The following is a 17,652-nucleotide window of genomic DNA, read 5'->3' on the forward strand; positions in this document are numbered from 1 at the left end:
CCCACCGCCCGGCGTTGCCGTCGGCGAAACGTCGGCCGCCATCTTTGCCGAATTTCGATAACACGTCGTTTAATGACTCTCTAGCATCGATTCTCAGTCGCGCGGGCCGGCAGGCCGGCGCCTTTCAGGAGAATCCGATGAAAGCAGAGTCGAATGGCCGGCCCGTCGCCGGCGCCAAGTCGTCCGGCCAGCCCGCGCTGCAGCAGACGCTCGGGACCTGGCAACTGTGGGGCATCGCGGTCGGCCTCGTGATTTCAGGCGAATACTTCGGCTGGAGCTACGGCTGGGCGAGCGCCGGCACGCTGGGTTTCGTCGTCACCGCGATGTTCGTCGCGGCGATGTACACCACCTTCATCTTCAGCTTCACCGAACTGACGACGTCGATCCCGCACGCGGGCGGCCCGTTCGCGTATGCGCGCCGCGCGTTCGGCCCGGCGGGCGGCTATCTTGCCGGCGCCGCGACGCTCGTCGAGTTCGTGTTCGCGCCGCCCGCGATCGCGCTCGCGATCGGCGCGTACCTGCACGTGCAGTTTCCGGGTCTCGAACCGAAACACGCGGCAATGGGCGCGTATCTCGTGTTCATGGCGCTGAACATCGTCGGCGTGCAGATCGCCGCGACGTTCGAGCTGGTCGTCACGCTGTTCGCGATCTTCGAGCTGCTGGTGTTCATGGGCGTCGTGTCGCCGGGCTTCGCGTGGAGCAACTTCATGAAGGGCGGCTGGTCGGGCGCCGATCACTTCAGCGTCGGCGCATTCCACGGCATGTTCGCGGCGATCCCGTTCGCGATCTGGTTCTTCCTCGCGATCGAAGGCGTCGCGATGGCCGCCGAGGAGGCGAAGAACCCGAAGCGCTCGATCCCGATCGCCTATGTGGCCGGCATCCTGACGCTCGTCACGCTCGCGATCGGCGTGATGGTGTTCGCCGGCGGCGCGGGCGACTGGACCAAGCTCGCGAACATCAACGACCCGCTGCCGCAGGCGATGAAGTACATCGTCGGCGCGAACAGCGGCTGGATGCACATGCTCGTGTGGCTCGGGCTGTTCGGGCTGGTCGCGTCGTTCCACGGGATCATCCTCGGCTATTCGCGCCAGATCTTCGCGCTGGCCCGCGAAGGCTATCTGCCGGAGTGGCTCGGGAAGGTGCATCCGCGCTTCAAGACGCCGCATCGCGCGATTCTCGCGGGCGGCGTGGTCGGGATCGCCGCGATCTACAGCGACGAGCTGATCCAGTTCGGCGGCCAGACGCTCACCGCGAACATCGTGACGATGTCGGTGTTCGGCGCGATCGTGATGTATATCGTAAGCATGGCGGCGCTGTTCAAGCTGCGCCGTTCGCAGCCGAACATGGCGCGGCCGTTCCGCGCGCCGCTGTACCCGTTCTTCCCGGCGTTCGCGATCGTTGCGGCCCTGATTTGCCTCGCGACGATGGTGTATTTCAACGGGCTGGTGGCGATGGTGTTCGTCGCGTTCCTCGCGCTCGGCTACGCGTACTTCCTCGCGACCCGTTCGCAGCGCGCGAGCGCGCCGGCCGACGTGCTGCTCGAGGAATGAGGATGGCGAACCCGAACGGCCGTTCGTGACGGCATCCGGCGCGCCCCGTCGAACGGGCGCGCCTTCGGCATTCGGCCAGGATGGGCAAGGACTGGCAAGGAGATTCGAACGATGTCCCATACCGAGACGATCGGCCCGCGCACGTACCGCTTCGCGGACCTGAAAACGCTGCTCGCGAAGGCGAGCCCGCTGCGCTCCGGCGACCAGCTCGCCGGCGTCGCGGCGGCGAGCGAGGAGGAGCGCGTCGCCGCGAAGATCGCGCTCGCGGGCGTGCCGCTGAAGGCGTTCCTGAACGAAGCGGTGATTCCGTACGAGCACGACGAGGTCACGCGCCTGATCCTCGACGATCACGACGCGGCCGCGTTCGCGGAAATCTCGCACCTCACCGTCGGTGACTTCCGCAACTGGCTGCTGTCGCCGGCGGCCGACGGCGCCGCGCTCGAACGGATCGCGCCGGGCCTCACGCCCGAGATGGTCGCGGCCGTGTCGAAGCTGATGCGCAACCAGGACCTGATCGCGGCCGCGAGGAAGCGCCGCGTCGTCACGCGCTTTCGCAACACGGTCGGGCTGGCCGGCCGGATGTCGGTGCGGCTGCAGCCGAACCATCCGACCGACGACGTGAAGGGCATCGCCGCGTCGATGCTCGACGGGCTGATGTACGGCTGCGGCGACGCGATGATCGGCATCAATCCGGCCACCGACAGCCTCGCGGCGATCGTGAAGCTGCTCGCGATGATCGACGGGTTCCGCGAACGCTACGGCGTGCCGACGCAGTCGTGCGTGCTCACCCACGTGACCAACACGATCGCGGCGATCGAGAAGGGCGCGCCGGTCGACCTGGTGTTCCAGTCGATCGCGGGCACCGAGAAGGCGAACGCGAGCTTCGGCATTTCGCTCGCGCTGCTCGGCGAGGCGCGCGAGGCCGCGTTGTCGCTCAAGCGCGGCACCGTCGGCGATAACCTGATGTATTTCGAGACGGGGCAAGGCAGCGCGCTGTCGGCGAACGCGCACTTCGGCGTCGACCAGCAGACCTGCGAGGTGCGCGCGTATGCGGTCGCGCGCAAGTTCGATCCGTTCCTCGTGAACACGGTGGTCGGCTTCATCGGGCCCGAATACCTGTACGACGGCAAGCAGATCATCCGCGCGGGGCTCGAGGATCACTTCTGCGGCAAGCTGCTCGGCGTGCCGATGGGCTGCGACATCTGCTACACGAATCACGCGGAAGCCGACCAGGACGACATGGACACGCTGCTGACGCTGCTGGGGGCGGCCGGCATCAACTTCATCATGGGGATTCCGGGCGCGGACGACGTGATGCTGAACTACCAGAGCACGTCGTTTCACGACCAGCTCTACGTGCGCGAGGTGCTCGGCCTGCGCCGCGCGCCCGAGTTCGAGGAGTGGCTGGAGACGATGGAGATCGCCGACGCGCACGGTGCGCTGCGCGCCGCGAGCGCGCGCGTGCCGCTGCTCGCGGGCGCGAACGACTGGATGGGGATTTCGGCATGAGCGACGCCGTCGAAAAGAACCCGTGGGCGCAGCTGAAGTCGTTCACGAACGCGCGGATCGCGCTCGGCCGCGCGGGCAGCAGCCTGCCGACCGCGCCGCTGCTCGCGTTCAACCTGTCGCACGCGCAGGCGCGCGACGCCGTGCACCAGCCGCTCGACGCGGACGCGCTGCGCCGCGAGATCGACGCGGCCGGCTTCGCGACGCTCGGCGTGCAGAGCGCGGCGCCCGATCGTCAGCACTATCTGCGCCGGCCGGACCTCGGCCGCAAGCTGTCGGACGACGGACGCGCGCTGCTGGCGGGCTACGGCGCGGCGCTCGACGACGCGCCGGAGGTCGTGTTCGTGGTCGGCGACGGGCTGTCGGCGTTCGCGGCCGCAAAGCAGGCGCTGCCGCTGCTGCAGGCCGTGTGCCCGCGGCTCGCCGCGGACGGCTGGCGGATCGGCCCGGTGGTGGTCGCGACGCAGGCGCGCGTCGCGCTCGGCGACGAGATCGGCGAGCTGCTGCGCGCGCAGGTCGTCGCGATGCTGATCGGCGAACGGCCGGGGCTCAGCTCGCCGGACAGCCTCGGCGTGTACCTGACCTGGGCGCCGAAGGTCGGCTGCCACGACGCGCTGCGCAACTGCATCTCGAACGTGCGGCCCGAAGGGCTGCCGCATGCCGCCGCCGCGCACAAGCTGCATTACCTGATGACGCATGCGCGCCGGCTTGGCCTCACGGGCGTCGGGCTGAAGGACGACAGCGATGCGCTGTTGCCGCAGGCGGAAGCGGAGCGGATCGGCGCGGAGTGATGCGAAGTGATGCGGAGTGTCGGCACGACCGCTCCGCTCCGCTACGTGAACAGCCGCTCGCACAGAAAATCGACGAACACGCGCAGCTTCGGCGACAACTGCCGGCTGGACGGCCACACGATCGAGAACTGCCCCGGCGCGATCCGGTAGTCGTCGAGCACGGTGACGAGCGTGTCCGTGTCCAGCGCGTCGCGCGCGAGAAAGTCGGGCATGTAGCCGATGCCGAGCCCCGCCGTGACCGCGCCGCGCAGCGCTTCCATGTTGTTGCAGGTCATCGCGGTGCGCAGCTTCAGCGGCGTACCGTCGGCGGCGGCGAGCGCCCAGTCCTGCAGCTTGCCGGTGGTCGGGAAGCAGTAGCGCACGCAATCGTGCGCTTCGAGATCGCGCGGCGCCCGCGGCGTGCCGGCCTGCGCGAGATACGCGGGCGTTGCGCACAGCACGAACGCGAACGGGCCGAGCCGCCGCGACATCAGGCTCGAATCCGACAGCGGGCCGCTGCGGATCACCGCGTCGAACCCGCCTTCGACGACGTCGACCATCCGGTCGTTGAAATCCAGATCGAGTTCGACGTCCGGATAGCGCTGCCTGAATTCGGGCAGCACCGGCAGCAGGAACCGGTAGCCGATCACGGGCAGGCTCACGCGCAGCTTGCCGCGCGGGCGCTGCGCGGAGGCCGTCACGGTCGCCTCCGCATCGCGAAAATCCTCGAGGATCCGCTGGCAGCGTTCGTAGAAATGACGCCCTTCGTCGGTCAGCGTGACGCGCCGCGTCGTGCGGTTGAACAGGCGCACGCCGAGCGACTGCTCGAGCCGCGCGATCGTCTTGCCGACGGCGGAGGCCGAGATGCCGAGCGCGCGGCCGGCCGCGACGAAGCTGAGCGCTTCGGCGGTGCGGACGAAGGCGGCGATGCCGTTCAGGTTTTCCATCGACGTAGGCAGGCGAGCGGTCGCGAAGCGGTGAATTGAGGAATTTTAGTCCGTTATATCCGGAGCCTTGCGTGGTTTTTCGACGATTGAATCGGAATTATCTTTGATCGCGCTTGAGGCGCATCCGCGCCGGCTTTTCGAGGAGCGATGATGGATCACCCGTTTTCAGCCGATTCAGCCACGTCGGCACGCCGGCGCGCGTGGGTGCTGGCCGCCGTCTGCCTGGCCGCCGTCGCGCTGCCGCTGTCGTTTTCGGGCGGCGCGGTCGCGACGCCCGCGATCGGCCGCGACCTGCACGGCGGCCCGGTCGCGATGAACTGGATCACCAACGCGTTCATGCTCGCGTTCGGCAGTTTCCTGATGGCGGCGGGCGCGCTGGCCGACCAGTTCGGCCGCAAGCGGGTGTTCGCGATCGGCGTCGGCGGTTTCACGCTGATGTCGGTCGCGCTCGCGTTCGCGCCGTCGATGCTCACGGTCGACCTGCTGCGCGCCGCGCAAGGGCTCGCGGCGGCCGCGGCGCTCGCGGGCGGCACGGCCATGCTTGCGCAAGAGTTCGACGGCGCGGCGCGCACGCGTGCATTCAGCCTGCTCGGCACGACGTTCGGGATCGGGCTCGCGTTCGGGCCGGTGCTCGCCGGCTGGCTGATCGCGCACGGTGGCTGGCGCGCGATCTTCGTCACGGGCGCGGCGGCCGGCGCGCTGTCGCTCGGGTTCGGGTTGCCGCGCATGCACGAGTCGCGCGATCCGCACGCGACGGGGCTCGACTGGCCCGGCACGGCCGCGTTCACCGCCGCGCTCACGCTGTTCACGTTCGGCGTGATCGAGGCGCCCGCGCGCGGCTGGACGCATCCGCTCGTCGTCGCGCTGCTCGCGGGCGCGGCGCTCGGCGCGTGCGCATTCGTCGCGATCGAGACGCGCGTCGCGCGGCCGATGCTCGACCTGTCGCTGTTCCGGATTCCGCGCTTCGTCGGCGTGCAGGTGTTGCCGGTGTCGACCTGCTGCTGCTACATCGTGCTGCTCGTCGTGCTGCCGCTGCGCTTCATCGGCATCGACGGCTTCAGCGAAATCGACGCGGGCTGGCTGATGCTCGCGATCTCCGCGCCGATGCTCGTCGTGCCGCTGATGGCGGCGACGCTCACGCGCTGGCTGTCGGCGGGCGTGATCGCGGGGCTCGGGCTCCTGCTCGCGGCGGCAGGCCTCGTGTGGCTGGGCGTCGCGCTGCGCGGCGGCGCGGGGCCGGCGGCGATCGCGCCGATGCTCGCGATCGGCGTCGGGGCCGGCATGCCGTGGGGGCTGATGGACGGGCTGTCGGTCAGCGTCGTGCCGAAGGAGCGTGCGGGGATGGCGACCGGGATCTTCAGCACGACGCGCGTGGCGGGCGAGGGGATCGCGCTCGCGATCGTCGGCGCGGTGCTGGCGACGCTCGCGCACGCCGATTTGCGACAGGCGGCGGCGGGGACGTCCGACGCGGCGCTGCGGGCGGCCGCGCGGCTCGCGACGGGCGATCTCGCCGGTGCCGCGGCCGTGTTGCCGGGCGTGGGGCGTGCGGCGCTGCTCGCGAGCTATACGCACGCGTTCGATCGGCTGCTGATCGGGCTCGCGGTCGTCACGGTGCTGTGTGCGGGCGTGGTGTTCGCGTTTCTTGGCGCGCGGCCGGCGGTTGCCGAAACGCGAGGCGATGACGGCGAGCATGCGCATCCCGGAGCGCCGGCGCGTCGCCGGACCGAACCGGCTTGCGCGGAGGCGAACGGGCGGTGAGCGTGCGTCGCCGCAGGCGGGCGTTTCGGCAAGCGCGCGCTGCATGTCGCGATCGTCATCCCCTTGCAGCGACGACCGGGCTCCCGCATTACGCGAGCACGAGCGGCGGCAGCCCCGCATCGGCCCGCGCGTGCGCGCTGTCCACTTCAACGACCACATAACGCCGCGCATCCGGCCACAGCTGCGCGTGGCTTCGCGCATCTTCGTCAATCGTCGCACGCCCCTGCACGAGCCACGTCGTCTGCCGGACGAAATCGACGAACAGCAGCGCGATCGCCGGATTCACGAGCAGGTTGCCGATCGTGTTGAACAGGTTGTTGCCCGCGAAGTCGGGCAGCACGAGCGTCCGGCGATCGGGCAGGTCGACGAGCGGGGCGAACGAACCGTCCGCGCGCGGCTGCCGGCCGCGATACGAGCAGTCGCTGTCGCCCGCCGCGTTTGCGGTCGCGACGATCAGGAATACCTGTTCATGGATGAACGCGACGGCATCGTCGCTGAGGGGGCCCGGGTCGTTCATGGTGTCGGTCGGCGCGTGGCCGATGCGTGCGGATCCGCGTTCCGCACGCAAGCGACATGCCACGCGGCGAGCGTGGCGTGCCGCGGCGCGTGCACAGGTGTGCTGTGGAAATTCAGAACACCCGCCTCGCCGCTGTGCCGTCGCGGTGTTCAGAATCGTGACACCCGTTTCCCGTGCGTCGGCACCGCCCCCGGCGGGCGGCCGGACGCACCGCTCCTGTTCCGTTTTCGCCCGGTTTGGCACGCATGTTGCGTAAACCGTGCAGCGCGATCCAACCGGCGCTGTATTCACACAAGCACGATGAAACAGGAGACATGTATGAACCCGTTTGACCTGAAACAATTGGGCCTCGACGTCGAATATCCGTATCGTCAGCAGTACGACAACTACATCGGCGGCAAGTGGGTTCCGCCGGTGAAGGGCGAGTATTTCGAGAACGTGTCGCCGATCAACGGCAAGCCGTTCTGCCGCGTGCCGCGCTCGAGCGCCGACGACATCGAGGTCGCGCTCGATGCCGCGCACGCCGCGCGCCGCAAGTGGGGCAAGACGTCGGTCGCCGAGCGCGCGAACCTGCTGCTCGCCGCCGCCGACCGGATGGAAAAGAACCTGAAGCTGCTGGCCGTGGCCGAGACGATCGACAACGGCAAGCCGCTGCGCGAGACGATGGCGGCCGACCTGCCGCTCGCGATCGACCACTTCCGCTATTTCGCGGGCTGCATCCGCGCGCAGGAAGGCGGCATTTCCGAGATCGACGACAACACCGTCGCGTATCACTTCCACGAGCCGCTCGGCGTCGTCGGCCAGATCATCCCGTGGAACTTTCCGCTGCTGATGGCCGCGTGGAAGCTCGCGCCGGCGCTCGCGGCCGGCTGCTGCGTGGTGATGAAGCCGGCCGAGCAGACGCCCGCGTCGGTCATGGTGCTGATGGAGCTGATCGGCGACCTGTTCCCGGCCGGCACGATCAACATCGTCAGCGGCTTCGGCAAGGAAGCGGGCGAGGCGCTCGCGACCAGCAAGCGGATCGCGAAGATCGCGTTCACCGGTTCCACGCCGGTCGGCAAGCACATCCTGCATGCGGCGGCCGACAGCCTGATCCCGTCGACGGTCGAACTGGGCGGCAAGAGCCCGAACATCTTCTTCGCGGACGTGCTCGACCAGGACGATGCATTCCTCGACAAGGCGCTCGAAGGCCTCGCGATGTTCGCGCTGAACCAGGGCGAAGTGTGCACGTGCCCGTCGCGGATCCTGATCCAGGAATCGATCTACGAGCGTTTCATCGAGAAGGCCGTCGCGCGCGTCGAGCGCATCAAGGGCGGCCACCCGCTCGACCTGCAGACGATGATCGGCGCGCAGGCGTCGCAGCAGCAGCTCGACAAGATCCTGTCGTACATCGACATCGGCCGCGACGAAGGCGCGCAATGCCTGACGGGCGGCGAGCGCACGGCACCGGCCGCCGAGCTCGGCACGGGCTACTACGTGAAGCCGACGATGCTGCTCGGCAACAACAAGATGCGCGTGTTCCAGGAAGAGATCTTCGGGCCGGTCGCGTCGGTGATGACGTTCAAGGACGAGCAGGAAGCGATCGAACTCGCGAACGACACGTTCTACGGGCTCGGCGCGGGCGTGTGGACGCGCAACGGCACGCGCGCGTACCGGATGGGCCGCGAGGTCGAGGCCGGCCGCGTGTGGACCAACTGCTACCACCTGTACCCCGCGCACGCGGCGTTCGGCGGCTACAAGCAGTCGGGCATCGGTCGCGAGACGCACAAGATGGCGCTGTCGAACTATCAGCAGACGAAGTGCCTGCTGGTCAGCTACCAGGCCGAGGCGCTCGGGTTCTTCTGATCGCAGCAGCAGGGGGCGAAGTGCCGGGGCCGGCCGGGCGGCAGCGAAACGCTGCCCGGTTCGGTGGCCGGCGCCGGATTTCCGTGGAAGGTTCGGTGGCCGGCGCCGGATTTCCGTGGAAGGTTCGACGGTCGGGCGATGGCTGTCCGGCCGTCGGGCGGGGTCCGCGGCGATGCGGCAATGCGCTGGCGACCGTTCGCCCGGCCCTTCGCCGTTTTCGCCTTTCGATATTCGCCTTTCGACATTCGATACGCGGCCTCGGCTGCGCGTCGCCGGCGGCCGGCTTCGGTCACCGCACCGGCCGTCGCGCGTTCGCGGCCGCCTCGCGCAGCGATGGCCCCGACCGAAACCAGCATGGCAGAACCGCCCCGATCGTTTCCGCGTCACCCGGTGTTTCACGCAGGCGAGCTCGACGCGCATCACCGGTTCGGCGTCGCCGACGAAGCCGAGCGGATGAGCGACGTCGTGACGACGCGGCTGAGCATCGGCGTGCGCCAGTTCGTCGAATCGCAGCCGTTCATGTTCGTCGGCACGACGCGCGGCGATCCGGCCCCGGCACGCGTGACCTGCGACATCGTGCAGGGCGTGCGCGACGCGAACGGCGATCTGTGGCCGGTCGTGCGCGTGATCGACACGAAGACGCTGCGCTTCGCGCTGCCGACGCACGGCGACGGCAACCGGATCGATGCGCTCGCGTGCGACGGCAGCGGCGTCGGGCTGCTGTTCATCGATTTCGTGCGCGGCATCCGCTACCGGATCAACGGCCGCGCGACGTTGCGTGCCGATCTGCAGGAAGCGGACGCGGCGCCCTGGCCGGCCGGCAGTCCGATCGTCGAGCTGGCGGTCGCGCAGGCGTACGGCAATTGCGGCACGCGGGTCGTGCGGTTGAGGCCGGGCGCGTAGCGTGTCGCCACGCCGCCGGCGGCGCGCATGCCGCACCCGCGCGGTGCGCGCCGTGCCGTCTCCGGGTGCGCCCGCATGGCGCGAGTTGGCCGCACGGCGTGGAATGACGGGCTTGTCGCCGGACAACGCGGTTCGGCACGGGACTTGCGTGATGGACGCGGTCCCGGGCAGGTGAGGAGAACACCATGGATCAACGAGTGGAGTGCATGGCCGAGCCGACGGCCGAGGACACGCGGCGCAGCGCGCAGGGCGACGACGCGCTGGCCGGCCAGGCCGTGGTCAGCGTCGCGCACGACGCCGACGAGCAGGCGCGCAATCTGATCGGCTGGCGGCAGACCTACGACCAGCTCGCGGCCGGCCGCTTCGTCGGCACGCTGACCGAGCTGCCGCTCGACACGATGAAGCTGTTTCGCGAATCGACCAGCCACCTGCTGCGGCAGGCGTGCGAGGTGCGCGGCGACGCGTACTGGTTCGGCATCCCGCTGATGAGCGACGGCACCGCGCGGGTCGATGCGTGCCGCATCGGCCCCGGCGCGCTCGCGTTCCGGCCCGGCAACGTCGAATTCGAATTGCTGACACCCGCGCAGTTCTCGATCTACGGCGTGGTCGTGCGCGGCGACGTGCTGCGCCGCTACGCGGAGGAGGTCGAGCACCGCGCGCTCGACGAGCGGCTGTTCACGCAGCACGTGATCCAGGTCGGCGACACGCGGCTCGCGCGCCTGTGCGCGCTGCTCGGCCACCGGCTCGACGGCGCGGCGGCCGTGGGCGGGCCGTTGCCCGACGCGCAGCGCGACGACCTGCAGGCCGAGGTGCTGGCCGCGCTGTTCGACGCGTGCGCGCAACCGGCGGACGACGGCGCGGGCGGTGCGCCGTCGACACGGCGCTGGATCGTCGAGCAGGCACGTGAGTACGTGCTCGCCCACCGCACGCGCCCGGTCGGCGTGCCCGAGCTGTGCGAGCAGTTGCACGTGAGCCGGCGCACGCTGCAGTACTGCTTCCAGGACGTGCTCGGCATGGCGCCCGCGACCTACCTGCGCACGCTGCGGCTGAACGGCGCGCGGCGCGACCTGTGCGGGCGGGCGGCCGGTTCGGTGCAGGACGTCGCGGAGGCGTGGGGCTTCTGGCACCTGAGCCAGTTCGCGACCGACTACCGGCGGCTGTTCGGCAAGCGGCCGTCGGAGACGCTGCGCGATCGGGCGGTGACGGTGGCGGCCGGATGAGGAGGGCCGCGGCGGCGCGGGGATGCCGCCGCGCGTTCGGCCGTTCGGGCGACTCCCGTTTTTCTCTCTCTATCCGCCCGTAGCCGCCGCTTCGCGCGGCGCAGGCCACGGCAACGCATCCCAGTCGATCGCCCGGTAAGCGGCTTCGACCGCCGCGAGATCGTCCGGCCGTTCGCTGCGATGCAGCCCGTGCAATCCGGCCGGCAGGTCGAGCGCGACCGGCACGCAGTGCGGGTAGTCGTGCACGCGCAGCGTCGGCCCGATCGTCGTGAAACAGCCGAGCGTCGGCACGTCGAAGCCGTCGGCGAGATGCAGCGCGGCCGTATCGGGCGCGAACAGCACGCTCGCCCCCTTGACCCAGGCGATGAAGCGCGCGGTATCGGGCGCATCGCGGCTCACGTCGACGTAGGCGGGATGCGCAACGGGGCCGAAGCCGGCCACCGGCAGCCCGTAACGCTGCGCGAGTTGCTCGACGAATGCCGCGCGCAACGCCGGCGGCACGCTGCGCACCGCGGTGCTCGCGGTCGGGCAGAACAGCACGTACGGCTGCCCCCACTCGGCCGGCAGCGCGGGCAGCCGCAGCCGCGCGAGCCAGCGATTGCGCTTCGCGGCGGCCGGCACCGTGGCCGGATCCGCGCCGAGCGCGTCGAGGAAGAAGTCGATCATCGGCTGCCGCGCGAACGCGGGCCAGTACAGGTGATTGCCGAGATCGATGCGGGGCATGTGCGCGGGCAGTGCATCGGCGGCGTACGGCAGCGCACGCGACGGCGCGACGACGTCGGCCGCGAGCGCATACAGCGCGTCGACGTAGCGCGGCGTGCGGGCCGGCCGGTACAGCGTGAAGCGCAGGCCGGGGTGCAGCGTGCGCAGCGCGGCGAGCGCGGTCAGCCCGATCACCGAGTCGCCGAGCGCGACGCCCATGCCGTTGATCACGTGCACGTCCGTCGTGCGGTCGTAGTCGAGCCGGAACGGCTGGTGGGCGGCGTGCAGCAGGCCGAGCGCCGGCGCGGCCGGCACGTGATCCTCCGCGGGGCCGCCGCCGTGCTCGAGGTCATACGGTGCGACGAGCATGCCGTCGGGGGCGAGCAGCGTGCCGGGATGGGCGAGCGCGTCGTCGCGCGACAGCGCGAGGCCGGCCGGCGCGACGCGCTGCTCCATCGTCATGCGCCGCGCGCGCGGCGGCCCTGCTCGCGGATCTGCTCGAGCGTCGCGGCCGGCGTGCTGGCGTCCTGCGGGATGCGGATCTCGATCAGCGCCGGCAGCCCGCAGGTCAGCGCGCGCTCCAGTGCCGGCGCGAAGTCGGCGGTGCGCTCGACCGTCTCGCCATGCGCGCCGAACGCGCGTGCATACGCGGCGAAATCGGGGTTCGTGAGCCCCGTGCCGTGCACGCGGCCCGGATAGTTACGCTCCTGATGCATGCGGATCGTGCCGAAATGCCCGTTGTTGACGACGATTGTGACGATGTTCAGTCCGTACTGCATCGCGGTCGCGAGTTCGTTGCCGGCCATCATGAAGCAGCCGTCGCCGGCGAGCGCGACCACGGCCCGCGCCGGATACAGCGACTTCGCGGCGAGCGCGGCGGGCAGCCCGTAGCCCATCGCACCGCTGGTCGGCGCGAGCTGCGAGCGGAAGTGCCGGTACGCGAAATGGCGATGCAGCCAGATCGCGTAGTTGCCGGCGCCGTTGGTCAGGATCGCGTCGTGCGGCAGACGCTCGCGCAGTTGCACCATCACGTCGCCGAGCTGGACGTCGCCGGGCATCGGCAGCGGCGCGTGCCATTCGCGGTACGCGCGGTGCGCGTCGGCGGCCGTGCCGGCCCACGCGGGTTGCGCCGGCGCTTCGAGCGCGGCGAGCGGCGCCGCGATCTCCGGCATCCCGGACACGATCGGCAGGTCGGCCGCATACACGCGACCGAGCTCGTCCGCGCCCTGGTGCACGTGGATCAGCGTCTGGCGCGTCTTCGGGATGTCGAGCAGCGTGTAGCCGCCCGTTGTCGCTTCGCCGAGGCGTGGCCCGAGCACCAGCAGCAGGTCGGCATCGCGGATCCGCTTGCCGAGCGCGGGATTGATCCCGAGGCCGACGTCGCCCGCATAGTTCGGTTGTGCGTTGTCGACGGTGTCCTGGAAGCGGAACGCGCACGCGACCGGCAGTTGCCAGCGCTCGACGAAGGTGCGCAGGTTCGCGCACGCGTCGGGCGTCCAGCCGCTGCCGCCGACGATCGCGAACGGCCGCTCGGCGCGCGCGAGCCGTTCGCGCAGCTCGTCGATCTGCGCGGCCGACGGCGACGCCGCGACGCGTTTCGCGGCCGGCACGACGGGCTGCGGCGCGCAAGCTTCGGACAGCACGTCCTCCGGCAGCGCGAGCACGACCGGGCCGGGCCGGCCGGACGTCGCGACGTGGAATGCATGGCTCAGGTATTCGGGAATCCGGCGCGGATCGTCGATCTGCGCGACCCATTTCGCCATCTGGCCGAACATCCGGCGGTAGTCGATTTCCTGGAAGGCTTCGCGGTCGAGGTGCTCGCGCGCGCACTGGCCGACGAACAGGATCATCGGCGTCGAATCCTGGAACGCGGTGTGCACGCCGATCGACGCATGGGTCGCGCCGGGCCCGCGCGTGACGAACGCGATGCCGGGATGGCCGGTCAGCTTGCCGACCGCCTCCGCCATGTTCGCGGCCGCCGCCTCGTGGCGGCAGACGACCGTCTGGATGCGCGCGGTGTCGTCCGCCAGCGCATCGAGTACGGCGAGGAAGCTCTCGCCCGGCACGCAGAACACGCGTTCGACGTGATTGGCGAGCAACGCATCGACGAGCAGTCGCGCGCCGGTGGTGGCGCGCGGCTCGAGATCCTTGGAATGCGACATGGGCTGCCGTCTCCCTGGGTAGCGGGACGTACAGCTTACGCCCGTTGCCGGGGCGCCGGTACACCGGCCGGTGAAAAGTGTCGGAACGCCGAACGGTTCGGGGCGCACGCCCGGGTGTCGACTGGCCGAATGGCTAGCTTGTGCGTGCGTGCCCGCCGGTGAAAAGTAGTGCGACGGATGGCGTGCCGGGCGCCTGTCTCGATGCTGCATGCGCGACGGCCGCTGTGATGGGTGATTTTCACCGCCGGCTCGTCAGCGGCGGGAAGGTGAGGTTGATTGGGCGTGCCGGTATCGACCGGCGAATCGAGCTTGGCGGATCGATCGGGTTTCCACGGGAAGGCGCGTTATGTACACACATGGATTTACATCGCAAGCCGCATCGGATAATGTACATCCACTGTACATCCGGGCGGAGATCGACATGCATACCACGAGGGTATTTCGGAACGGCAACTCGCAGGCCGTGCGCATTCCTGCCGACCTTGCCTATGAGCGCACCGATATCGAACTGGAAATCGAGCGGGTCGGTGACGAAATCCGTATTCGGCCGATGCGGCGGCCTTTGACCCACGTACTCGAGAAATTCGCGAAATTCGGGCCGGACTTCATGACCGAAGGGCGCGGCGACCATGAGCAGGCCGAACGCGAGGGTTTGTGATGCCGCGCTTCATGCTCGACACCAACATGTGCATCTATTTGATGAGGAATCAGCCGGAGCAGGTCGCGAGACGATTTGCACAGTGCTACACAGGGGACGTCGTGATGTCGGCGATCACGTACGCCGAGCTCGAGTACGGCGTCACCGTGTGCGCGAGTCCTGCACGGGAGCGTCGCAATCTTGCCGCGTTGATCGACGATATTCCTGTCGCACCGTTCGACGTCGCGGCTGCACAGGCGTATGGTCCGGTCCGCGAAGCAACCCGCGAGCGGAAGAAGGACCATCTCGACAAACTGATCGCCGCTCATGCGGTGTCGCTCGATGTCGTCCTCGTGACCAACAACGAGCGGGACTTCGTCAGCTACCCGGGGTTGCGAGTGGAGAACTGGCTGAACGATTAATGGCGGTGGTTGCGTCCGACGGTCATGCGGGATACCGATCCACCCCGCATGAGCGCCGGACCCTGCATCAGCACTCGACGATATTCACCGCCAGCCCGCCGCGCGACGTTTCCTTGTACTTCGTCTTCATGTCGGCGCCCGTCTCGCGCATCGTCTTGATCACCGAGTCGAGCGACACGTAGTGCGAGCCGTCGCCGCGCAGCGCCATGCGCGCCGCGTTGACGGCCTTCACCGACGCCATTGCGTTGCGCTCGATGCACGGAATCTGCACCATCCCGCCGACCGGGTCGCAGGTGAGGCCGAGGTTGTGCTCCATCCCGATCTCGGCCGCGTTCTCGACCTGGCGCGGCGTGCCGCCGAGCACGGCCGCGAGCGCGCCGGCCGCCATCGAGCACGCGACGCCCACTTCGCCCTGGCAACCCACTTCCGCGCCCGAAATCGACGCGTTGAGCTTGTACAGAATGCCGATCGCGGCGGCGGTCAGCAGGAAGTCGATCACGCCCTGTTCGTTCGCGCCCGGCGTGAAGCGCGTGTAGTAGTGCAGCACGGCCGGGATGATGCCGGCCGCGCCGTTGGTCGGCGCGGTGACGACGCGGCCGCCGGCCGCGTTTTCCTCGTTGACCGCGATCGCATACAGGTTGATCCAGTCGACCATCGACAGCGGATCCTGCAGCGCGCGCTCCGGGTGGCCGGTCAGCGCGCGATACAGCTGCGGCGCACGGCGCTTGACCTGGAACGGGCCGGGCAGGTTGCCGTCGGCTTCCGGGTTGCCGATCCCGCAGCCGCGCGACACGCACGACTGCATCACGGCCCAGATCTTCAGCAGCCCGTCGCGCGTCTCTTCCTCGGTGTGCCACGCGCGCTCGTTTTCCCACATCAGCTGCGCGATCGACTTGCCGGTCGACTCGGTCAGCGCGAGCAGCTCGGCGCCGGTGCGGAACGGATGCGTCATCTGCTCGGCCGCGCTCAGCACCTTCGTGTTCGGCGCGCCGGCCGTCACGACGAAGCCGCCGCCGACCGACAGATAGGTGCGCTCGACCAGCACGTCGCCGTTCGCGTCGGACGCGCGCAGCTTCATGCCGTTCGGGTGCTCGGGCAGCGCCTGCCGGTAGAACGCGATGTTCTCCTTCAGCACGAACGGCACCGGGTGCGTGCCGAGCAGCGCGAGCTTTTTCGACTTGCGGATGTCTTCGAGCCGCGCGTCGATCGTTTCGGGATCGACGGTGTCGGGCGCGTCGCCGAGCAGGCCGAGCATCACGCCGCGGTCGGTGCCGTGGCCCTTGCCGGTGGCGCCGAGCGAGCCGTACAGCTCGACCTTCACGTTGGCCGTCGCGTCGAGCAGCCCGTCGCGCTCGAGGCCCTGGACGAACATCAGCGCCGCGCGCATCGGTCCGACCGTATGCGAACTGGACGGGCCGATGCCGATCTTGAAGAGGTCAAACACGCTGACTGCCATTTTGATACCTGCCTTGCTTTAAGAATAATGCTAGCGCGCCTGCAATGGCAGGCACGCGGCGAGCCATGCGGGCGGCATGGGGGAGAGCTGCCGCGCGACGCGGGCATAGCGCCCGTCGAGCCGCACGGCCAGATGAAAGAGTTCAGTGGCGTTTTTCGGGTCCCACTGCCCCGTATAGCCCGGCAAACCGGCCTCGCGGCGCTTCGCGTCGAACGGCACCGGCGAATTCACGAATTCCTCATGCGTTTTCTCGCCGAGCGTGTACGGGACGAGCCAGTCGAGCGCGGCCGCGAGCGTCGCGCCGTTCGCGCCGCGCTCGCGCAGCCAGTTGCGGTTGAAGCGGCGCGCGGCGAGCGCGGCCGTCACCAGCGGCTGCAGGTCGTACACCGCGTAATGCAGCGCGTCGCGTTCCTCGAAATCCCAGGTCTTGCCGTCCGGGCCGATGTTGTCGGCGAGATGCTCGACGAACAGCCGCTGCGCGGCGTTCATCATCCTGCGGTCGCCGAGCGTGAACGCGGACAGCGCGATCAGCTTGATCCGGTGGCTTTGCCAGTTGTTGCGCCAGGTGCCGGTGAGCGGGCGTTTCTGCGCGTCGATCTGCGCGACGTAACCGGCGCCGAGCTTCGCGATGAACGCCGCCGTTGCGTTGCGCGTCTTCACCGGCAGCGCGCTCGCCGTCATGTCGTACGCGACGATCAGGCTGTCGAAGCGCGTCTCGTCGATCGGGTTGAAGCTCGGCTGGTAGGTCGACACCCACGCGGACAGGAAGCGGTCGACGAGCTGCAGGTAGCGCGGCGCATTCGTCACGCGCCACGCGAGCGCGGCGTCGCGCATCAACTCCATGTCCTTCAGCGCGTCGGCGCTCTGGTCGTAGATGCCTTCGTGCGGCAGCGTGCCCTCGGTGTGCACGCGCGCCATCGCCTTCGGCTGCTCGCCGATGCGCGCGTCGACGCTGCGGATCAATGCCTGCACGCCCGGCTCGGCCTGCGTCGTCTCGCTCGCCTGCAAGGCGGGCGCCGCGCAGAAATTCATCGCCGCGCGCGCGCTGCCGGCCGTGCCGAGGCCGGCGGCGGCAAACGACAGCGACGCGACGAGCAGCGGCACGAAGCGGCGCGTGCGCGGCCGCTCCTGCGTTGCGCCATGGCCCGGAAACATCGGACGCACCATGCGGAACTCCTTGATTGGCTGGATCGCGTGTGATGTTAGCCGGATTGGCGGGCAAGCGTGAACCGGTTGGCCGGGCCGCGGACGTAAAAA

Annotated in this window: 15 protein-coding genes; 9 read left to right on the top strand and 6 right to left on the bottom strand. The window is 69.5% G+C overall.

The genetic code is table 11. From position 1 onward, the window contains the following. The first annotated feature begins 137 nt into the window (after positions 1–137). From eat to eutC, 3 genes are all read left to right on the top strand, one after another. Positions 138–1,550, top strand: a complete 1,413-nt coding sequence (eat, locus tag U5771_RS28070) for an ethanolamine permease (RefSeq protein ID WP_322026994.1) — start codon at positions 138–140, stop codon at positions 1,548–1,550. Positions 1,551–1,661: 111 nt separating this feature from the next. After that, complete coding sequence (locus U5771_RS28075) at positions 1,662–3,059, top strand: ethanolamine ammonia-lyase subunit EutB (RefSeq protein WP_322026995.1); 1,398 nt, start codon at positions 1,662–1,664, stop codon at positions 3,057–3,059. Next, a complete protein-coding gene (gene eutC, locus U5771_RS28080; RefSeq protein WP_322026996.1) occupies positions 3,056–3,847 on the top strand; it encodes an ethanolamine ammonia-lyase subunit EutC in 792 nt (263 codons plus the stop codon). The genes U5771_RS28075 and eutC overlap by 4 nt, the downstream gene beginning before the upstream one ends. 41 nt (positions 3,848–3,888) lie before the next feature. Here eutC and U5771_RS28085 read toward each other — a convergent pair whose 3' ends face one another. After that, positions 3,889–4,773 carry a LysR family transcriptional regulator gene (locus tag U5771_RS28085; RefSeq protein ID WP_322026997.1) on the bottom strand — a complete coding sequence of 295 codons (885 nt, stop codon included), beginning with the start codon at positions 4,771–4,773 and terminating at the stop codon, positions 3,889–3,891. A gap of 150 nt (positions 4,774–4,923) precedes the next feature. On the opposite strand from U5771_RS28085, the gene U5771_RS28090 reads away from it, so the two are divergent. After that, positions 4,924–6,531 (top strand): MFS transporter, encoded by a 1,608-nt coding sequence (locus tag U5771_RS28090; protein ID WP_322026998.1) that lies wholly within the window; start codon positions 4,924–4,926, stop codon positions 6,529–6,531. An 88-nt stretch (positions 6,532–6,619) separates the two neighbouring features. Here U5771_RS28090 and U5771_RS28095 read toward each other — a convergent pair whose 3' ends face one another. Next, complete coding sequence (locus U5771_RS28095) at positions 6,620–7,048, bottom strand: pyridoxamine 5'-phosphate oxidase family protein (RefSeq protein WP_415859442.1); 429 nt, start codon at positions 7,046–7,048, stop codon at positions 6,620–6,622. 318 nt (positions 7,049–7,366) lie between these two features. Here U5771_RS28095 and U5771_RS28100 point away from each other — a divergent pair, with 318 nt between their 5' ends. The 3 genes from U5771_RS28100 to U5771_RS28110 all read left to right on the top strand — a co-directional run bounded on the left by U5771_RS28100 (position 7,367) and on the right by U5771_RS28110 (position 11,016). Continuing rightward, positions 7,367–8,893 (top strand): aldehyde dehydrogenase family protein, encoded by a 1,527-nt coding sequence (locus tag U5771_RS28100; RefSeq protein ID WP_322026999.1) that lies wholly within the window; start codon positions 7,367–7,369, stop codon positions 8,891–8,893. Positions 8,894–9,247: 354 nt separating this feature from the next. Further along, the gene (locus U5771_RS28105; RefSeq protein ID WP_322027000.1) at positions 9,248–9,796 is read left to right on the top strand and encodes a pyridoxamine 5'-phosphate oxidase family protein; all 549 of its coding nucleotides are present in this window, start codon (positions 9,248–9,250) and stop codon (positions 9,794–9,796) included. A gap of 185 nt (positions 9,797–9,981) precedes the next feature. Beyond that, positions 9,982–11,016, top strand: a complete 1,035-nt coding sequence (locus tag U5771_RS28110; protein WP_322027001.1) for a helix-turn-helix domain-containing protein — start codon at positions 9,982–9,984, stop codon at positions 11,014–11,016. A 69-nt stretch (positions 11,017–11,085) separates the two neighbouring features. On the opposite strand, the gene U5771_RS28115 is transcribed toward U5771_RS28110, so the two are convergent. Continuing rightward, positions 11,086–12,180, bottom strand: coding sequence for an ADP-heptose--LPS heptosyltransferase (locus U5771_RS28115; RefSeq protein WP_322027002.1), 1,095 nt, complete (start codon positions 12,178–12,180; stop codon positions 11,086–11,088). Further along, positions 12,177–13,880, bottom strand: a complete 1,704-nt coding sequence (locus tag U5771_RS28120) for a thiamine pyrophosphate-binding protein (RefSeq protein WP_322027003.1) — start codon at positions 13,878–13,880, stop codon at positions 12,177–12,179. Before U5771_RS28120 ends, U5771_RS28115 begins: the two co-directional genes overlap by 4 nt. Before the next feature lie 421 nt (positions 13,881–14,301). Here U5771_RS28120 and vapB point away from each other — a divergent pair, with 421 nt between their 5' ends. Both vapB and U5771_RS28130 read left to right on the top strand, forming a co-directional pair. Continuing rightward, complete coding sequence (gene vapB, locus U5771_RS28125; RefSeq protein WP_322027004.1) at positions 14,302–14,538, top strand: type II toxin-antitoxin system VapB family antitoxin; 237 nt, start codon at positions 14,302–14,304, stop codon at positions 14,536–14,538. After that, a complete protein-coding gene (locus U5771_RS28130) occupies positions 14,538–14,939 on the top strand; it encodes a type II toxin-antitoxin system VapC family toxin (RefSeq protein ID WP_322027005.1) in 402 nt (133 codons plus the stop codon). Before vapB ends, U5771_RS28130 begins: the two co-directional genes overlap by 1 nt. 67 nt (positions 14,940–15,006) lie before the next feature. Here the strand turns inward: U5771_RS28130 and U5771_RS28135 are convergent, their stop codons facing one another. Together U5771_RS28135 and U5771_RS28140 are read right to left on the bottom strand one after the other, a co-directional pair. After that, the gene (locus U5771_RS28135) at positions 15,007–16,395 is read right to left on the bottom strand and encodes an L-serine ammonia-lyase (protein ID WP_322027006.1); all 1,389 of its coding nucleotides are present in this window, start codon (positions 16,393–16,395) and stop codon (positions 15,007–15,009) included. Between the two features lie 30 nt (positions 16,396–16,425). After that, positions 16,426–17,562, bottom strand: coding sequence for an alginate lyase family protein (locus U5771_RS28140; protein WP_322027007.1), 1,137 nt, complete (start codon positions 17,560–17,562; stop codon positions 16,426–16,428). Positions 17,563–17,652 lie beyond the last annotated feature (90 nt).

Origin of the sequence: Burkholderia sp. BCC1977 (genome assembly GCF_905339595.1) — a bacterium.
Taxonomy (GTDB): domain Bacteria; phylum Pseudomonadota; class Gammaproteobacteria; order Burkholderiales; family Burkholderiaceae; genus Burkholderia.